We start from the raw sequence: 14,822 nt of genomic DNA, 5'->3' as shown, positions 1-14,822 counted from the left end.
CTCTTTTTACTTTCTTCTTTATTTAAGAAATTTTCTAGGTATTACATCTGATTTTCTAAACAGAATAGTTAGTGCTAAAAGACCAACTATGGCCAAAGTTAGTAATGCAATACCAATGCCATCTTTATAATATGCTGCAATATCAATATCGGGTTGAATTGGTCGAAGTCTTTGACTTTGTAAATCATAATACAAGAATACAAAACGCGATGCACCAGAAATCAATAAAGTAATCGAGGTGATAAACGTTGCTAATAATACTTTTCTCAATCTTTTAATTGAAGTGTTATATATCCACTGAATTGTTCCAATGGGTTTTTCTAACAATTTGCTTATCTCTTTGTGTGTTAAACCAGCATAAATTTTTAATGAAACAACCTCTTTTTGTACTTCTGATAAAGGTTCAATTATTTCATCAAAAGTCGTATCTGTAAAGTTCTGAATTGCTTTTTCATCTTCAATCTGATCTAATTGATCAAAATATACATACTTACTTTCTTTTCTAATATAGGATATCGCTTGGTTTTTAGTGACAACATATAACCAAGAAAGTTCACCTTTTTTAGGGAATAATGAAGGATCCAAATTTAACAACTTCAAATACACATCTTGAACGATGTCTTCTGCAAGATCCTTAGATTTTATATATTTAAAGGCTACTCCTAAAAGTACTGTATGATAATGATTATACAGTAATTCTAATCCTCTATCTTTATTATTTTTTAGAGCAATAAATACATCTTTAATTAATTCCTTATTCATCTTCACACCTCTAACATATTTTGAACTAATATTCTATCACAGCATGACAAACATACACTACATTAAAACAGATAATTTACGACACCATTATTGTCATAATTGTCCCACTAGAAACTTCGTTGTTTTCATTCGCAACTCCATACCCTGAGATTAAATCCCCAACTTCAAAGACTGAAATCATATCATCAAAAAGCGGATCTCCATCACTTATATGTGCGGAAAACACCGTGTCATTGTTTAATATAAACCTTTTATCTAATACTTGAATTATATTACATCCAATGATTGTGATGTTCCCATATACTTCACCTTCTCCATCGATTAGATTCACATCTAAAACATTCGAACCTGGATTTATTAAAAGAGAGCTTTGAGAAGTTACTTCTGTTATATAAAACTCATGGTCTGTAGGTCCCGCAGTTACAGTGAATGTTAGATAGTTACCTGATAATATTGTATTTTCAGTGATATTAACCATTGTACCATCATCTAGTGTTATTTTATTGCCATGAATGCTAACAATTTCTCCACTGAATGTTACTTCTTCATCAACAGTGTATATTATTTCTTCCTCATCGTCAGTTGGCGGTTCATATGGTGTATTATTCATACTTCTACATCCGCTTAATAAAATTACTGTAACTATTATAAAAAATAACTTTTTTTTCATTTTAATTCCTCCTATTCACTATTTAGATGCAAATCATAAGTGTTTTGTTGGTAAATAATTAAATAAATTCATAGTAAGACTGGAATATTACTTGTCTACTACTTCCAATCAATGAAGCCAAATCATCTTGTGACATTAGAACTTTTTTCGAAGTGTTTGTAATTTTAATCCAAAACAATTCATGATAATTCCTCCTCTAATTCAATACGATATAAAAATACCAATTTACTCAAGAATAGATGTACTTACATATTAGTGAGGGAAAGTTGCATTTGCCAAATATGACTAAACAATAATTGTATTATACATTATAAAACGTCAGTAATCTCCTAAAATCTATAATCGTGTAGCGATCTCTTAAACTCCACTAAAATTGCATCAAAATAAGGTATTCTCTATTTACCAAGTTACCTATTTTAGCACAATGTGAAAATAAAGAAACCGCTAAATAAAGACAAAAAAAAGGTTTGATACCGAATGTATCAGCCCTATTCTACTCTTATGGGTTGTATGACCTATTTTGCTACAATTTTACACCCCTAACCAAAATTTTTACACCCCCAACCCAAAAAATTGCACCCCTAATTTATGGCTTAGTATAGGCTTTTTATTTTGGACTTTTCTTTAGTGCTAATTTTCTTGTATCAAAATAGGTTATTCAACTATCAGGTTATTGTGGGGTATCAAACCCTAATTGTCTATTTACTTCGAGTAAAATACCCCACAACCTTCTTAGTATATAAGTTAATCTTTATTTATATAATATTTTAGGTAATTAGGCGCTGAAAATATGACATTTCTATACGCCATACTACTTGGTGAATACAGCTTAAATAGTTCTTCAAAACGGTACTCGTCATCTCTTAAATAAAAGTAATTAAATGAAATATGTTTTGACATGACTTCGTTATTATACATTGTTTCATTATTTGTTCTTTTGTAGTAAGCTAAAGTTTTATTAAATGGTTCATATTCATTATACTCATACTGAATAATCTTTGTTCCATAACTTTCTTTTGAAATTTCATAGACCGTGTTATCTGATGATGCCCAATTGAATAATGCAGAATCTTCGTACAAAAATACCCTATCATCTTTTTCTTGAAGCGTTATGTAGTTATCTCCTAAAGATTGAAATGGTTGATCATAAGTTAATATATACAAATCATATTCCTCATTATATGTAAACCCATACTCTACATAAAGATTGTCGGAATAAGGTGCTCGATAACTTACCGATTCATTTTCTTTAATGACTGTTTCCATTAAACTCGGTTGTGTAATTTTAGTGGACTCATCTTCGGTGGATATTGTAAAACTACTATTACTAACACACCATGTATTATTAGAACTATCAGTACATGAAATTTTATAATAATCATCACTAACATTGTATGCAGTTGTAAACTCATTTATCTTATAGTCACTACTATCAAAATCAAAGAACCCACCATAGGTATTCTCAATATAATCTGTCTCTATAACATGATAAGCATATTTCTCTATTCTTGAAAAAGAACCATCATAATTGTTTTCTATGATATGATGTGTATCGATCTTATAATAGGTTAATTCTCCTTCAAAATCGCTAGTTCTTACTAAACTAGTTTCTGAATCGATTGAAGTGATCAAATTATCCTCATAGTTAATTGTAATGTGGTAATTTAAATTCTCAGAAATAAGTCTATCATAGAATTCTACTTCTTTTGATTCATAGACAGAAAATTCTAAAGTATCGCTAGTATGAACGGAAACATTTAACTCAGGACATACATCGTAATACATGCTCTGATAAATCAAATTATTATATTCATCAAAGTACTTACAAGCAACAATTGAGGGCACTTCAGTTTGTCTTATATAATCAATTTGAAATGAACTGATAAGCATAAGTATCAGGGAAAATGCGATTAATTTAATCCATTTCAAACCTTTTTGAATAGGCTCAGTTCTTTTATGTTCTTTAATAATTATCTTACTGAACCACTCGATTAAAATATATGCCACAAAGATCATTGCAGCAAATAGTAATATGTACTTAACTACAAGTGCAAACTGAAATTGTCTTGAAAAATTATTTGCAATTATATAGAAAAATACACTTAATAAAATAAGTATTGTTTTAATTATTGATTTTTTCATATTTATCCTTTCGTTGTTGGTTTTTTTGTCTTATAAAATGAAAATAAAATCTCAACAACGAAAGACTTGATACTCTTTATATATCTTAATTGATTTAAATTTTTTAGTTATGTATTTAATTCTATTATTAGCAACTAATTTACGAAGGTTAAGAGAGGTAAAGTTAATTCTAAATGAATATTCTATGTAAATTCTTGAAGGAAGAACATAAAAAACAATAGTGGCTATAATAATCATCAAAGCAGCTAAAAGAATGTATAGCAAATCAATACTATAGTTCATTCTAGTAATGATATTAAGATCATTAATCATGAATGCTTGTCTGGTAATGAAAAATGCCACTATTAAAAACAAAGCGAGCTTATATCTTCTACTAGTCATAATTTACCTCCTTTTTGCTTATTTACAATTATTATAACACGTACTTAATTAGTTTATAGAAAAATTTGATAGTTGTCTTAGAATAATTATATTATTATAATTTAGAAAGTTCATAAAGTAATGTTCATCAGTTCATCAATAGTCATATTATATATCTGAGATAACTGATACATCACATCAAGCCTAACCAACCTAGTCCCCATCTCATAACTTTTTAAAGTTGCTTCACTAATGTGTAGTAGATCCGCAACAAGCTTTAAGGACATACCATAATATAGTCTTTGTTCTTTTATCGACTTACCAATTTCTTTTTTATCAATCGATTTAATTTTCGGTTTGTGGTTTGGAAAACATATTCGACTCCAATTTCTCATTATTTCATCGATATTGTTAAATGTTTTAATATTGTACTTAAAACTCTCATTATTGATCAATGATTGTTCCAATAATAGATTTTGTTCTTCTGTTAGTGAATATTTTAACACTTCATACTGTTCCATAATTTCTTTTGCTTCTTTATATTGCTTTATGTTTTTAATACGGTAACTCGTACTTTCAATACTTTCATATGCACTAATTATAGATTTCGCTCTTCTTAAATAATGTCTACACCAACTCCAAAAATCAGTCTCGTTTTTTCTAAAGTGCATTAATGTAATTCTCTTTATATATCCTTATAGCGTTATTTTTGATGGAAAACTTACTTAATAAACCATCAAGTGTAGCGATGGTTGAATACTTATACTTATGATGAGTAATGATCTCTTTGAATATTTCATCAGTATAAGATCTTACTCCAAATTCTTTTTCCTCATTATAACGAATATAATTGATGTCTTTAATTGAACTTACCTTTTCTATTAATTCTAAGGATGTAATTAGACCTAATACTTCATCATAAAAATAAGTATCAAATTTAATTAAGTGATATTTTCCAATTGTTTTTGTGTTAGATATAATCTTCTTCGTATAGATTTCTATGATATCTTCATCCTGATCACCAATATCATAATAATTATACAATGCTTTACCAATCATCATTCCACTAAAGTAATTAACGTAGTAATCTTTGATGGCTTTATCAATATCTAACTCTTGATCAGAATTGACGATATATACCCCTTTTGAAATACTAGAAACAATTTCCTCTTCTTCTAATCTGTTTAGTATTTTTAGTAATGTCTTATATGGAACTAGAGAGAACCGATGATTCTGTTCATATTGAACATCAAATATTCTAACTTTATTTTGATTGCAGAACTCTCTTAATGTTTGCGTATAGTTCATATTTTCACCTTCTTTATGTATATTATATCAATTTATGTCGACATTATAAATGGTTTCCTCGACATTGTCGACTTTTTTTCAAGTCAACTTTTTATACATAAAACATCGCTATATAGGGATAAACATAAAAAAAGACATCTTGTATTAGATACAAAATGTCGACTTTTAAATTATGGGTTGTATGACCTATTTTGCTACAATTTTACACCCCTAGCTAAAAGTTTTACACCCCCACCCGAAAAAATTACACCCCTAAATTATAGCTTATTTTAGCCTTTTTATTTTGGGCTAATATTCAATCAGTGATTTCCTTGTGTCAAAATAGGTTATTCAACTATCTGCATATTGTTAGGTATCGAACCCATGAAATATAAATATCAACCCTAAAGGTTTACTACTGTTTCAATCATTACTCTATTTATTTTCTCTTTAATTGATGCTCTAGTATCAAGAAAGTTTGACCATCCTTCTTGTCTAACAATATCAGAAAAATATAAAACTTGTGAGAATGGAACTTTTTGAATTGATACCATTTTCTTGTACTTAATGTTCTTTGTAGTTATTATATCATTTGTTGATTCATTAACCTATATTGAATAGGTGAATAGCCACCTAGAGTTAATTTTATTCCATCATTATTGGTAAATTTAGTATTGACATTAACACCTAGGGAGACTTGCTTATCCATCCTGATACATTCTTTAGCCTCATTCTCTCTTTTATGCTTTAGAGCAGTAATAAAATGGGCGAGTGAAGCGTACTGTATCTATTTTCTATCACAAAAACTCTTGGTTTTTTTAAGAATATTTCTATATTTTATTTCATCATCCTTTACGATTTCCAGTTCGCCCCCAATTATCATTACCTCCATACGCATTGAAACCAATAAATCTCCCATTCTAAATCTATGCTTACCAAGTATTTTTCCTATGACTCTTCCCATAATGAATTCACCATCTGAAATCTCCTTGCGTATATAATAATCATAGAAATCTATAGGCGCACTAGTTAATTTGCCATTAATAACTACTCTTAGTGGAGCATTCTCCTCCTTTAACTTCTCCTATGCAAAGGATAAATTTCTTAATGAACATTTTGCACATTTCAAATCGGTGAAAAAGTTAAATCGAGGGCAATTTTCACCACATTCGACCTGACCACATAACCCCTACTAAATCAAAAAAATAAGTAGCGAAAAGTTTTAGTTCTAATATTATCTTTGTTTTCAGATTTTTCTTGTTTCACTAAATCAGCTAATGCCAATCCTGGCAATAAAAGCCAAGACCATATAAAATTATTAGCTATACAATAATTACCTAGTTTTGATACTAAGTTAACCATTCTAATGATCATAAGTGAAAAAGCAAGATTTCTTAAAAGTGATTCTAAACTTTTCATGGTTTATAACCCTGCACTGCTATGATTTTCTAGGACACATAGGTACCTACCTAGATATAAAAATAGCGACATGCAACTTTCCTTTGTTGCTATTATTTTATCAATATTTAGTGTTTAAGTAAATCCATTAATCATTCTATATTCAACTGGTGTTATGTAATCAAGACGATATGCTAATCGATATTATTAAAGTAATGAACATATAATTGTATAGCTGTATGTATATCTGAGAAATCATGAAGTTTCATGTATTGTTTTGTGGTTTTTACTGATTAATAATAATTTTAACTTCTTATCAATCTTAGCATTGGTTTATTGTGTCGCATTAGGCACACCTCTTGTTTATTCTATAGCAAGAGTAATACTGAATAGAAATTATATTCTACTCACTGTATTTTATAGTATATTTATTTTCTCTGATTTATTGATTGGTATGCATGAAATTAAAGGTATTGATATACCTAGTTATGGATTCTTAGTGTGGTTTACATATATTATTGCATTATCTGGTATTACATATGTACTTGTCTTTCATAGAAATAAGTCAAATAATTAAAATTAATCTTTTACTGTTTTATATGGGTAGTTTCATTAGCAAACGGTTTCTATTTTCCCTTTTTTTTATGCTTTTATAAAATAAGTATGTGCTTCTTTTATAAGTGCATCACTAGCAGTATTCACAAACTGAACAACATTGCAAAAGACATAAGTTAATCCATTATCAAAAATGATGACACCTTCGCACATTGCTCCTTTTCCATGACTTAATGCATTCTCAACTGTTAACTCCAATATTTGCGGCTTAGTTATTAAAGTTTGAGATAATTGATCTAATTTTACAATATGATTCTCTCCCACTATTCTCCATGTGAAATCTTCTCGTACATGAGTCTTAACAGCATCAATGTCTTTCTTTGATAGTGCGATTGTTAAGTCTATAACGCGCTCCATTTTTGGTGAATTCCCACAATGAAACATAACTTCAATCTTCATCTTAAACCTCCTCTTCTTAAAAAAAATTTAATCATCACTAATATTAGTCGAACTTCTAATTTTTATATTACCCTAGGTAATCTATCTTTAGAATCTACAACTTCTAAAGGAACGTCTGTTTCAACTTTTTAATAACTTAACAATAGGCATTTTATTCAAGTTAATGATATTATGTCTAATTTTTCAGTCTTTTTCATATTGCCTTTTATCTGATACCTTTTGTAAATATTAGTTTACACTAAGTACAGGTTTTTGTCATCCAAATGACACTATATAACTTAAAAATAGGGGATTTCACCCTTTTTGCATGAAAAAAAGTTCGATACTTAGGGCGATTGGTAAATCGCTTCTGTATCGAACCTATGCATTCAATATGGGTTGTATGACCTATTTTAATACAATCTTACACCCTTTGCCAAAATTTTTACACCCCCACCCTGAAAAATTGCATCCCTAAATTATGGCTTTGTTTAGAGGTTTTATTTTTTGCATTTTTTTTAGTATTAATTTCTTTGTATCAAAATAGGTTATTCAACTACCTTCATAATGTTCGGTATCGAACCCAAATCTAACATCTAATTTTCTTCTTTTACCCAAATTGGTACTATCTTGTTTTGATAACCATAGCTATAATCCACATTAGAATAATCGTAAGTGAATACATCATCCTGAGTACTAAGCACTATACTAACATTAACAGTTGATCCAAAATCTTCCATAGAATCAAAGTCATAATCGAAAACATAATTCAACATAAATCCTTGAGAAGGTTGTTCTTCAATTATTACGATATACTCACTATTGTAATTTTCATTAATCAAGAACCCTTCAATATTAACACTTGTGTGGACTAAGGTATCGTTTATGTAAACTTCAACTTGTTTAATCTCCTCAATAGAGTAATCCAAATGTATACCTTCAACAACAATAGTAACTTCATCATCAGTAGACACCTCTACATAACCATACAATGGAGTATCAACATTATCTGGCTGTTCAAAATAATATGAAATTCTGTTTACGACTTCAATTTCATGTGTCAACAAAGTATAAGAAATGAATGCAACAAAAACCAGACCAACAAATCCATATGTTAATTTTACAGCAAGGAGTAATCTTTTAGTTAAATTAGCATACTTATCTATAAAATTACGACTTCGTTCTTGTTCGTACAAAAACCCACCAATAATACCTAAAACTATTATAGCTAAAATCAAGATCAATAATACAATAAGTGGAATATGATTATAATCAGGTATATTAAACAAAACAATAATATACCCAAACAAGAATGTGAAATTCATTCCTAGAATAATGTACTTGTGTTTTAAAACATTTCTACCTATATAAAGATTATATAGCGAGAATAAATATGTTACACCAATAACTGGTACTACTAAACCAAACAATGTTAAGATTGTAAATCCACCTTGAACAATCATAAAACTATACCTCCTAAAAATTCGATTAAAGCAATAATTGATAAAAACGCTAAAATTGCTCCTGGTACAGTTAAAAATGCAAGTGCTAATTTATTCGTTTTAACTTTGTCCATATCAATTGGTTTTATCTCAATATCCATCAATTCGTCAATAGTGATATTGAAGACCTCTGCAATTTTTTTGACATTGTATAAATCTGGTAGTCCATCTGATCTTTCCCATTTACTAATAGCTTGTCTACTAACACCTATTAATGAAGCTAAATCGTCTTGTGACATAGATGCTTTTTTTCTTAAAGTTTGTAATTTTAATCCAAAATATTCCATGTTGATTCCTCCTTTGATTCAATACTACACAAAAGTACATTCCTACTCAAGAATAGATGTACTTACATATTAGCAACGGAAAGTTGCATATACCAAATGTGGCCATATACAGTATTATATTATATTCTAAAACAATTCATAAAAACACCATTAATTCAATGATAACCATTTATTAAATCATCAATCGTCATATTATAAATCTGTGATAATTGATACAACACATCAATTCTAACTAATCTAGAACCCATCTCATAACTTTTTAAAGTAGCTTCACTAATATGTAAAAGATCAGCAACATACTTTAATGTCATCCCATAAATCACTCTCTGATTTTTTATCACTTTACTCATTTCTTTTTTACCAATTGATTTGAGTTTTGGTTTGTGTTTTGGAAAACAGATTTGACTCCAGTTTCTCATTATTTCATCGATATTATTAAATGTTTTGATATTGTACTTGAAATCTTGATTATTGATCAATGACTTCTCTAATAATTGATTTTGTTCTTCCGTTAGTTAAAAATTTCAACACTTCATACTGTTCCAATATTTCTTTTGCTTCTTTATAAGCTTTTATGTTTTTAAAACGGTAACTAGAACTTTCTATATTATCATATGCTCTAATGACAGACTTAGCTTGTCTCAAATAATGTTTACACCAATTCCAAAAATCAGTTTCATTATTTCTAAAACGCATTTATGTAGTTCTCTTTATAGATGCTTAAGGCGTTATTTTCAATTGAGAACCTTTGTAACATTTCGTCAAGTGTAGCTATGGTTGAATATTTATACCTATGATTCGTTATAAGCTCTTTGAAAATTTCATTAGTATAAGATTTTACTCCTGATTCTATTTCCTCATTATAACGAATATAATTGATATCTTTAATTGTACTTACCTTTTCTATTAATTCTAATGCGGTAACTAAACGCACTACCTCATCACAGAAATGAGTATCGAATTTAATTAAGTGATATTTCCCGATTGTTTTATTGTTAGAAATTATCTTATTAGTATAGACTTCTATACTATCCTCATCTTGATCGCCGATATCATAATAGTTGTATAGCGCTTTACCAATCATCATTCCACTAAAATAATCAATATAGTATTCTTTGATTGCATTATCGATATTCAGCTCTTCATCAGAATTGATGATATATACACCTTTTGAAATACTAGAAACAATATCCTCTTCTACTAATCTGTTCAGTATTTTTAGTAATGTCTTATATGGAACTAATGAGAACCGATGATTTTGTTCATATTGTACGTCAAATATGTGTCCTTGATTTTGCTTGCAGAACTCTCTTAATGTTTGCGTATAGTTCATATTTTCACCTTCTTTATGGATATTATATCAATTTATGTCGACATTATAAATAGTTTCCTCGACATTGTCGACTTTTTTCTAATCATCTTGATATACATAAAACATCGCTATTCAGGGAAAACATAAAAAAAGACATCTTGTAATGGATACAAAATGTCGACTTTTAAATTATGGGTTGTATGACCTATTTTGCTACAATTTTATATATCCAGGATGCTTCTTTCTTCCTCATCAATAATGTTTGTTATTGATGTAGAAATACCTGCTTCATCTTTCTTGTGGGTTATTCTTCTTTTTTTCACATCTTGTATAACCGGTCTATTATTAATAATAATTGTCCCGTTAGTCTTATAATTCTTTGCGTTAAAAAAATAGTCAATATTCATGTCATGCTCTTCATGTGATAAGCAAATATAAGTTAAAAACCTTCTGCTCATACCACCATTTATAACTTTATTATCTTCATGAAATTGAAGCTGTTTCTCTCTTCTTTCTGATTCATTGTCATCAACTAAAATATCATTATTTTGAAAATGAATACCTCTATCAAAATCAGAATCATTGATTTCTAGAAACAAAAAATAGTTTTCGAATGGTTGGTCTCCTGTATTCTCAATATCTATTTCTAATTCAACTAAACTTCTATTGAGTTTATAATTATGTACTAATGGATTACTTATTCTAAGACTAATTTCAGGTCTAGTTTTCTCTAAATGTTTAAATGTACTCATAAGTACATTCCTCTGCTTTATCATTTTATCTTGTATATCTTTTGATAAATTGATTGGTTCAACAAACACAACTTCATCAATTATTCTATTAAATTGTGGTTTGAGAATAACAGATTCCTCACTAATTCTAATTGAGTTAATATACAGTTCCATTGAACTTTGATAAAATTTCTCTTCTTTGTACCAATTTAGAACTTTTGTGTGCTGTCGTAATAAATCTGAAATCTCTGCCCAACTATAAACTCTAATACCAAAGAGCCCTTTCTTTCTGTTTTCCACATCCTTTTTCATGACATACTTTTGTATTTTAGCATCATTTTTAGCCGTTGTTGCTATATAAAGCATTTTTAGTGGAGCTGGAAAGTTTAATGCTTCTTCTACTTCACGGTCGACCTCAATTTCAGTTAATTCTTCTCCTATTGATTTATGTTTACATTGTATTCCGTAGTATTTATCTTCTCCATCTGGAATGCCAAAAATATCCACTCCATATTGAGCTTGACCATTTCTTCCGTGAGATTGTATTTCACGACAAGGCCAATTGTCTCTCCATAATTCTTTGCATACATCTTCAAAATCCTGCCAATTTTTAGGTATATCTAAAAGTTTCTTCAACTAGTCATCCTCCCTTGTACAAATTTCGGTTATATTTGCTTCGAGTGAAATTTCATCATTTATTATTTTTATAATACTAATTAGGGATAGTGTTGCGTTAAGACAAAGTTTTGCATCAAGTAAGGTAGCATTTTTTTTATGAGTTAGGCTATTTGCTAAATCATTTGTTACTTTAGCATATCTTCTCTTCTCGTCATTGCTTTGCCCTTTGAAATGATATTCGATATATCCCTGTAGCATTCTAGATGAATCGGTTCGGGATATTTTATCTTTATATGAAGATGGGTGGTGCAAAGGTTCTTTGTAAACTTCATTAGCAAGAAGAATAATTGTTTCTCTACATCGAAGACCAATATGATTAAAGTCAATACTATCAGATATATTTACTAGTTGAATGGATAACAGATTCACTGAATAATCAATTTTTTCCCATCCAGTTGGTTCATATTTTAATAAATCATTTTGTATCTCATCGCTTTTTGAAATTATATCAATTACATTTGCAAATGTTTCATTAATATATTTTCGTCTTTCACGATAGGTACTAAGGTTCTCACTATAATAGTGATACCAATCCCATAGTGTTCTATAATCTAGAGGATGTTCAAGCATTAATTCTGAAAGGACATTTTTTGTATCTAAATGTAAAGCTATGTAATCTTTGTCACAATCTTGAATTCGAGTTTTTCCTGTGCCAGAACTGATTAAATATTCTTTTTCTCGATTAAGTCTATTAATTATACTCTGTTTAGTTTCTTTACCTTTTAAAGCAGCCCAATCGAGTTGTTGTTCAATTAGCGGCTTTATTTCTACGGTTTCTAGCACATTGGATTCATCACTAAACAAATTTGAATATGCACCAAAAATCACTCCCTCATGTTTTTCTCTAACTTCATTAGTAAGTTGATTATAATCAGAGAGTTTTATATAAATGAAAAGCTTATAAAACCATGTTCCACTATTCCAATTATCGTATCGTGTATCGATTAGTTCAGGAAATGCTTTTTTTAATAAATCAACAGTTGTAATATCTCCCGAACTTCTTAATGAAGCAACAAGAGAAGAAAAATATTCTTTTTGACTATCATCACTTATTCTCATAGTATTTCTCCAAAATCCGCATTAGAAAAAGTTATTTAAAATTGTTGTATTTTCCATTTTATCTTTTTCAATAATATCTTTAGCGTAAATCTATCCCTTTTCTCAATGCTATTGTTATAATATTTTTATTTATTAATTAGTGTTTTCTCGCAACGTATCTCGCAATACTTGCGAGAAAGATTATGAAATCTTATATTTTGTAGAGCGACCTTTACCAGTTTGAATAACTAGACCTTCTTTTACCAGTTTATTTAATCTATTATTAGCAGTTTTTTCAGTTAAATTGAATTCTGACTGCACTTTTGATCTCGTAATATCCCCCACCAAGTTAATAAACTCATATACTAGATATTCATCATATGTAACATTAGGATTCTCATTTGAAAATAATATAAAGGCATTCCTATTTGAATACGGAAATATTAGACTTAAATAATCATCATCATACTCATAAACCGGAAGGGGAGACGTCTTTTTGAAAGTGTCCATACCAGATCCACTTCTATTCATCATTTGTGTTCCAATGAACAATTCTGTTAGCCCCGCATTAATTGGTATTGATTTTGCTTTAAACTTTCGTATTTTATCTAGCCTTCCAGAACTTATTTTACATGGGTTTTCAATCTCTAGAGAATAATCTTTAATTCTTATATAACTATAACTTCCATTTGACCCATATTGTCTATGTGCGATGGAGTTCACAACTGCTTCTTTAATTGCTTCATACGGAATAATATAGTCAGTTTTTTCAGCTGACCTATCTTGATTAATAAAAAAATGACTCTCTAACCATTTTCGCAATTGTTTTGTTATTAGTATCATTGGACCATCATATACATCTCTAAATTCCAAATCTTTACCTGTCTTATTCAATATATTACCTTTGCTAAAATTTACGAACAATTGAACTTGAGCCCCAATGCAAAAGCTTTTGGCTGACTTTCCAAATGCAATCCCACATTCCTCAGTCACGTTATATTTCTTGTTTTCTTTGTATATTAATTTGATTGACAATAGATTATTCCAAAGGTTCCCATATCCATCTGAGATATCAATATTTACATTTTCGGAATAAAATTTTAGAGCATCTTCAGATAATTGTGGTAATATATCCTCTTCTAATTTTTCATAATCTATCCCTGAAAAAGACGAGGTAATAAATGAAGTATTTGCAATTTCTATTTTTTTCTTAATATCTGGTTCAAACATTTGAACAGCTACATTATTATTAAGTAAAAATTGCACACCTTTATTTCTTATATTTGGATTCGGATCTATCATCCCGATATAGACTTTTGATACTCTCGCGTCTACAATTCTTTCAGCACATGATACTGTTCCTATACTTCTACCCTCTGGTACACAAGGTTCTAAAGTAACATACATTTCAGCATTTGTAAAATCAACGTTTTGATTTAAGTCATCTAATAATGATTCTTCGGCATGGTGCCCATCCCTTGTATGTCCTCGATGTGCAGCTTCATAATATGTTTTGCCATTATGGTCAAAAACAATTACTGCTCCTACTTTTGGTGATTCCTTTTTGTAATCATTATCTTGAACTGATTTTAACATTTCTTCATATGCGATCCTCATAAAATCTAACGGTGTTTCGCTTGTCACAATATTTTTCATACATAT

The 14,822-nt window shown here is 29.2% G+C and carries 19 protein-coding genes and 1 pseudogene; 1 reads left to right on the top strand and 19 read right to left on the bottom strand.

The window, feature by feature from the left end:
• Positions 1-18 precede the first annotated feature (18 nt).
• The 10 genes and pseudogenes from HF295_RS00505 to HF295_RS00460 all read right to left on the bottom strand — a co-directional run bounded on the left by HF295_RS00505 (position 19) and on the right by HF295_RS00460 (position 6,640).
• Positions 19-762 carry an RNA polymerase sigma factor gene (locus tag HF295_RS00505; RefSeq protein ID WP_312032596.1) on the bottom strand — a complete coding sequence of 248 codons (744 nt, stop codon included), beginning with the start codon at positions 760-762 and terminating at the stop codon, positions 19-21.
• Between the two features lie 76 nt (positions 763-838).
• The gene (locus HF295_RS00500; RefSeq protein WP_312031884.1) at positions 839-1,372 is read right to left on the bottom strand and encodes a hypothetical protein; all 534 of its coding nucleotides are present in this window, start codon (positions 1,370-1,372) and stop codon (positions 839-841) included.
• 804 nt (positions 1,373-2,176) lie between these two features.
• Entirely contained in the window at positions 2,177-3,574 is a 1,398-nt protein-coding gene (locus HF295_RS00495; RefSeq protein WP_312031883.1) for a hypothetical protein, read from the bottom strand.
• A gap of 51 nt (positions 3,575-3,625) precedes the next feature.
• Positions 3,626-3,955 carry a hypothetical protein gene (locus HF295_RS00490; RefSeq protein ID WP_312031882.1) on the bottom strand — a complete coding sequence of 110 codons (330 nt, stop codon included), beginning with the start codon at positions 3,953-3,955 and terminating at the stop codon, positions 3,626-3,628.
• Positions 3,956-4,065: 110 nt separating this feature from the next.
• Positions 4,066-4,605: a helix-turn-helix domain-containing protein gene (locus tag HF295_RS00485; RefSeq protein WP_312031881.1), complete on the bottom strand. Its 540-nt coding sequence runs from the start codon at positions 4,603-4,605 to the stop codon at positions 4,066-4,068.
• On the bottom strand, positions 4,595-5,242 hold the full coding sequence (locus HF295_RS00480; protein ID WP_312031880.1) for a hypothetical protein: 648 nt from the start codon (positions 5,240-5,242) through the stop codon (positions 4,595-4,597). The genes HF295_RS00485 and HF295_RS00480 overlap by 11 nt, the downstream gene beginning before the upstream one ends.
• 383 nt (positions 5,243-5,625) lie before the next feature.
• On the bottom strand, positions 5,626-5,775 hold the full coding sequence (locus HF295_RS00475) for a hypothetical protein (RefSeq protein ID WP_312031879.1): 150 nt from the start codon (positions 5,773-5,775) through the stop codon (positions 5,626-5,628).
• A gap of 29 nt (positions 5,776-5,804) precedes the next feature.
• The gene (locus HF295_RS00470; protein ID WP_312031878.1) at positions 5,805-5,930 is read right to left on the bottom strand and encodes a hypothetical protein; all 126 of its coding nucleotides are present in this window, start codon (positions 5,928-5,930) and stop codon (positions 5,805-5,807) included.
• A gap of 78 nt (positions 5,931-6,008) precedes the next feature.
• Positions 6,009-6,290: pseudogene (locus tag HF295_RS00465) on the bottom strand (DUF3658 domain-containing protein); the annotation flags it as partial.
• Between the two features lie 128 nt (positions 6,291-6,418).
• Complete coding sequence (locus tag HF295_RS00460; RefSeq protein WP_312031877.1) at positions 6,419-6,640, bottom strand: hypothetical protein; 222 nt, start codon at positions 6,638-6,640, stop codon at positions 6,419-6,421.
• A 256-nt stretch (positions 6,641-6,896) separates the two neighbouring features.
• Here HF295_RS00460 and HF295_RS00455 point away from each other — a divergent pair, with 256 nt between their 5' ends.
• The gene (locus tag HF295_RS00455; protein ID WP_312031876.1) at positions 6,897-7,196 is read left to right on the top strand and encodes a hypothetical protein; all 300 of its coding nucleotides are present in this window, start codon (positions 6,897-6,899) and stop codon (positions 7,194-7,196) included.
• 65 nt (positions 7,197-7,261) lie between these two features.
• Here HF295_RS00455 and HF295_RS00450 read toward each other — a convergent pair whose 3' ends face one another.
• From HF295_RS00450 to HF295_RS00410, 9 genes are all read right to left on the bottom strand, one after another.
• Positions 7,262-7,633: a hypothetical protein gene (locus HF295_RS00450; RefSeq protein ID WP_312031875.1), complete on the bottom strand. Its 372-nt coding sequence runs from the start codon at positions 7,631-7,633 to the stop codon at positions 7,262-7,264.
• Positions 7,634-8,208: 575 nt separating this feature from the next.
• Positions 8,209-9,075 (bottom strand): hypothetical protein, encoded by an 867-nt coding sequence (locus HF295_RS00445; protein WP_312031874.1) that lies wholly within the window; start codon positions 9,073-9,075, stop codon positions 8,209-8,211.
• Positions 9,072-9,401 carry a helix-turn-helix transcriptional regulator gene (locus HF295_RS00440; protein WP_312031873.1) on the bottom strand — a complete coding sequence of 110 codons (330 nt, stop codon included), beginning with the start codon at positions 9,399-9,401 and terminating at the stop codon, positions 9,072-9,074. The genes HF295_RS00445 and HF295_RS00440 overlap by 4 nt, the downstream gene beginning before the upstream one ends.
• A 155-nt stretch (positions 9,402-9,556) precedes the next feature.
• On the bottom strand, positions 9,557-9,820 hold the full coding sequence (locus HF295_RS00435; protein WP_312031872.1) for a helix-turn-helix domain-containing protein: 264 nt from the start codon (positions 9,818-9,820) through the stop codon (positions 9,557-9,559).
• A gap of 49 nt (positions 9,821-9,869) precedes the next feature.
• Entirely contained in the window at positions 9,870-10,097 is a 228-nt protein-coding gene (locus HF295_RS00430) for a hypothetical protein (RefSeq protein ID WP_312031871.1), read from the bottom strand.
• A complete protein-coding gene (locus HF295_RS00425; RefSeq protein WP_312031870.1) occupies positions 10,087-10,734 on the bottom strand; it encodes a hypothetical protein in 648 nt (215 codons plus the stop codon). Before HF295_RS00425 ends, HF295_RS00430 begins: the two co-directional genes overlap by 11 nt.
• A gap of 200 nt (positions 10,735-10,934) precedes the next feature.
• Entirely contained in the window at positions 10,935-12,080 is a 1,146-nt protein-coding gene (locus tag HF295_RS00420) for a hypothetical protein (protein ID WP_312031869.1), read from the bottom strand.
• Complete coding sequence (locus tag HF295_RS00415; protein WP_312031868.1) at positions 12,081-13,181, bottom strand: hypothetical protein; 1,101 nt, start codon at positions 13,179-13,181, stop codon at positions 12,081-12,083. It lies immediately after the preceding gene.
• 180 nt (positions 13,182-13,361) lie between these two features.
• Positions 13,362-14,816: a hypothetical protein gene (locus HF295_RS00410; protein ID WP_312031867.1), complete on the bottom strand. Its 1,455-nt coding sequence runs from the start codon at positions 14,814-14,816 to the stop codon at positions 13,362-13,364.
• Positions 14,817-14,822: the final 6 nt, after the last annotated feature.

It is taken from the genome of Hujiaoplasma nucleasis, from assembly GCF_013745115.1.
GTDB lineage: Bacteria > Bacillota_I > Bacilli_A > Izemoplasmatales > Hujiaoplasmataceae > Hujiaoplasma > Hujiaoplasma nucleasis.
The sequence above is the reverse complement of the archived record's forward strand: the minus strand, read 5'-3'. Positions and strand labels throughout refer to the sequence as shown.

Coding starts and splice junctions, on each gene's coding strand:
- HF295_RS00505 (WP_312032596.1), bottom strand. CDS start 762: ATGAATAAGGAATTAATTAAAGATGTATTTATTGCTCTAAAAAATAAT.
- HF295_RS00500 (WP_312031884.1), bottom strand. CDS start 1,372: ATGAATAATACACCATATGAACCGCCAACTGACGATGAGGAAGAAATA.
- HF295_RS00495 (WP_312031883.1), bottom strand. CDS start 3,574: ATGAAAAAATCAATAATTAAAACAATACTTATTTTATTAAGTGTATTT.
- HF295_RS00490 (WP_312031882.1), bottom strand. CDS start 3,955: ATGACTAGTAGAAGATATAAGCTCGCTTTGTTTTTAATAGTGGCATTT.
- HF295_RS00485 (WP_312031881.1), bottom strand. CDS start 4,605: ATGCACTTTAGAAAAAACGAGACTGATTTTTGGAGTTGGTGTAGACAT.
- HF295_RS00480 (WP_312031880.1), bottom strand. CDS start 5,242: ATGAACTATACGCAAACATTAAGAGAGTTCTGCAATCAAAATAAAGTT.
- HF295_RS00475 (WP_312031879.1), bottom strand. CDS start 5,775: ATGGTATCAATTCAAAAAGTTCCATTCTCACAAGTTTTATATTTTTCT.
- HF295_RS00470 (WP_312031878.1), bottom strand. CDS start 5,930: ATGGATAAGCAAGTCTCCCTAGGTGTTAATGTCAATACTAAATTTACC.
- HF295_RS00460 (WP_312031877.1), bottom strand. CDS start 6,640: ATGAAAAGTTTAGAATCACTTTTAAGAAATCTTGCTTTTTCACTTATG.
- HF295_RS00450 (WP_312031875.1), bottom strand. CDS start 7,633: ATGAAGATTGAAGTTATGTTTCATTGTGGGAATTCACCAAAAATGGAG.
- HF295_RS00445 (WP_312031874.1), bottom strand. CDS start 9,075: ATGATTGTTCAAGGTGGATTTACAATCTTAACATTGTTTGGTTTAGTA.
- HF295_RS00440 (WP_312031873.1), bottom strand. CDS start 9,401: ATGGAATATTTTGGATTAAAATTACAAACTTTAAGAAAAAAAGCATCT.
- HF295_RS00435 (WP_312031872.1), bottom strand. CDS start 9,820: ATGAGAAACTGGAGTCAAATCTGTTTTCCAAAACACAAACCAAAACTC.
- HF295_RS00430 (WP_312031871.1), bottom strand. CDS start 10,097: ATGCGTTTTAGAAATAATGAAACTGATTTTTGGAATTGGTGTAAACAT.
- HF295_RS00425 (WP_312031870.1), bottom strand. CDS start 10,734: ATGAACTATACGCAAACATTAAGAGAGTTCTGCAAGCAAAATCAAGGA.
- HF295_RS00415 (WP_312031868.1), bottom strand. CDS start 13,181: ATGAGAATAAGTGATGATAGTCAAAAAGAATATTTTTCTTCTCTTGTT.
- HF295_RS00410 (WP_312031867.1), bottom strand. CDS start 14,816: ATGAAAAATATTGTGACAAGCGAAACACCGTTAGATTTTATGAGGATC.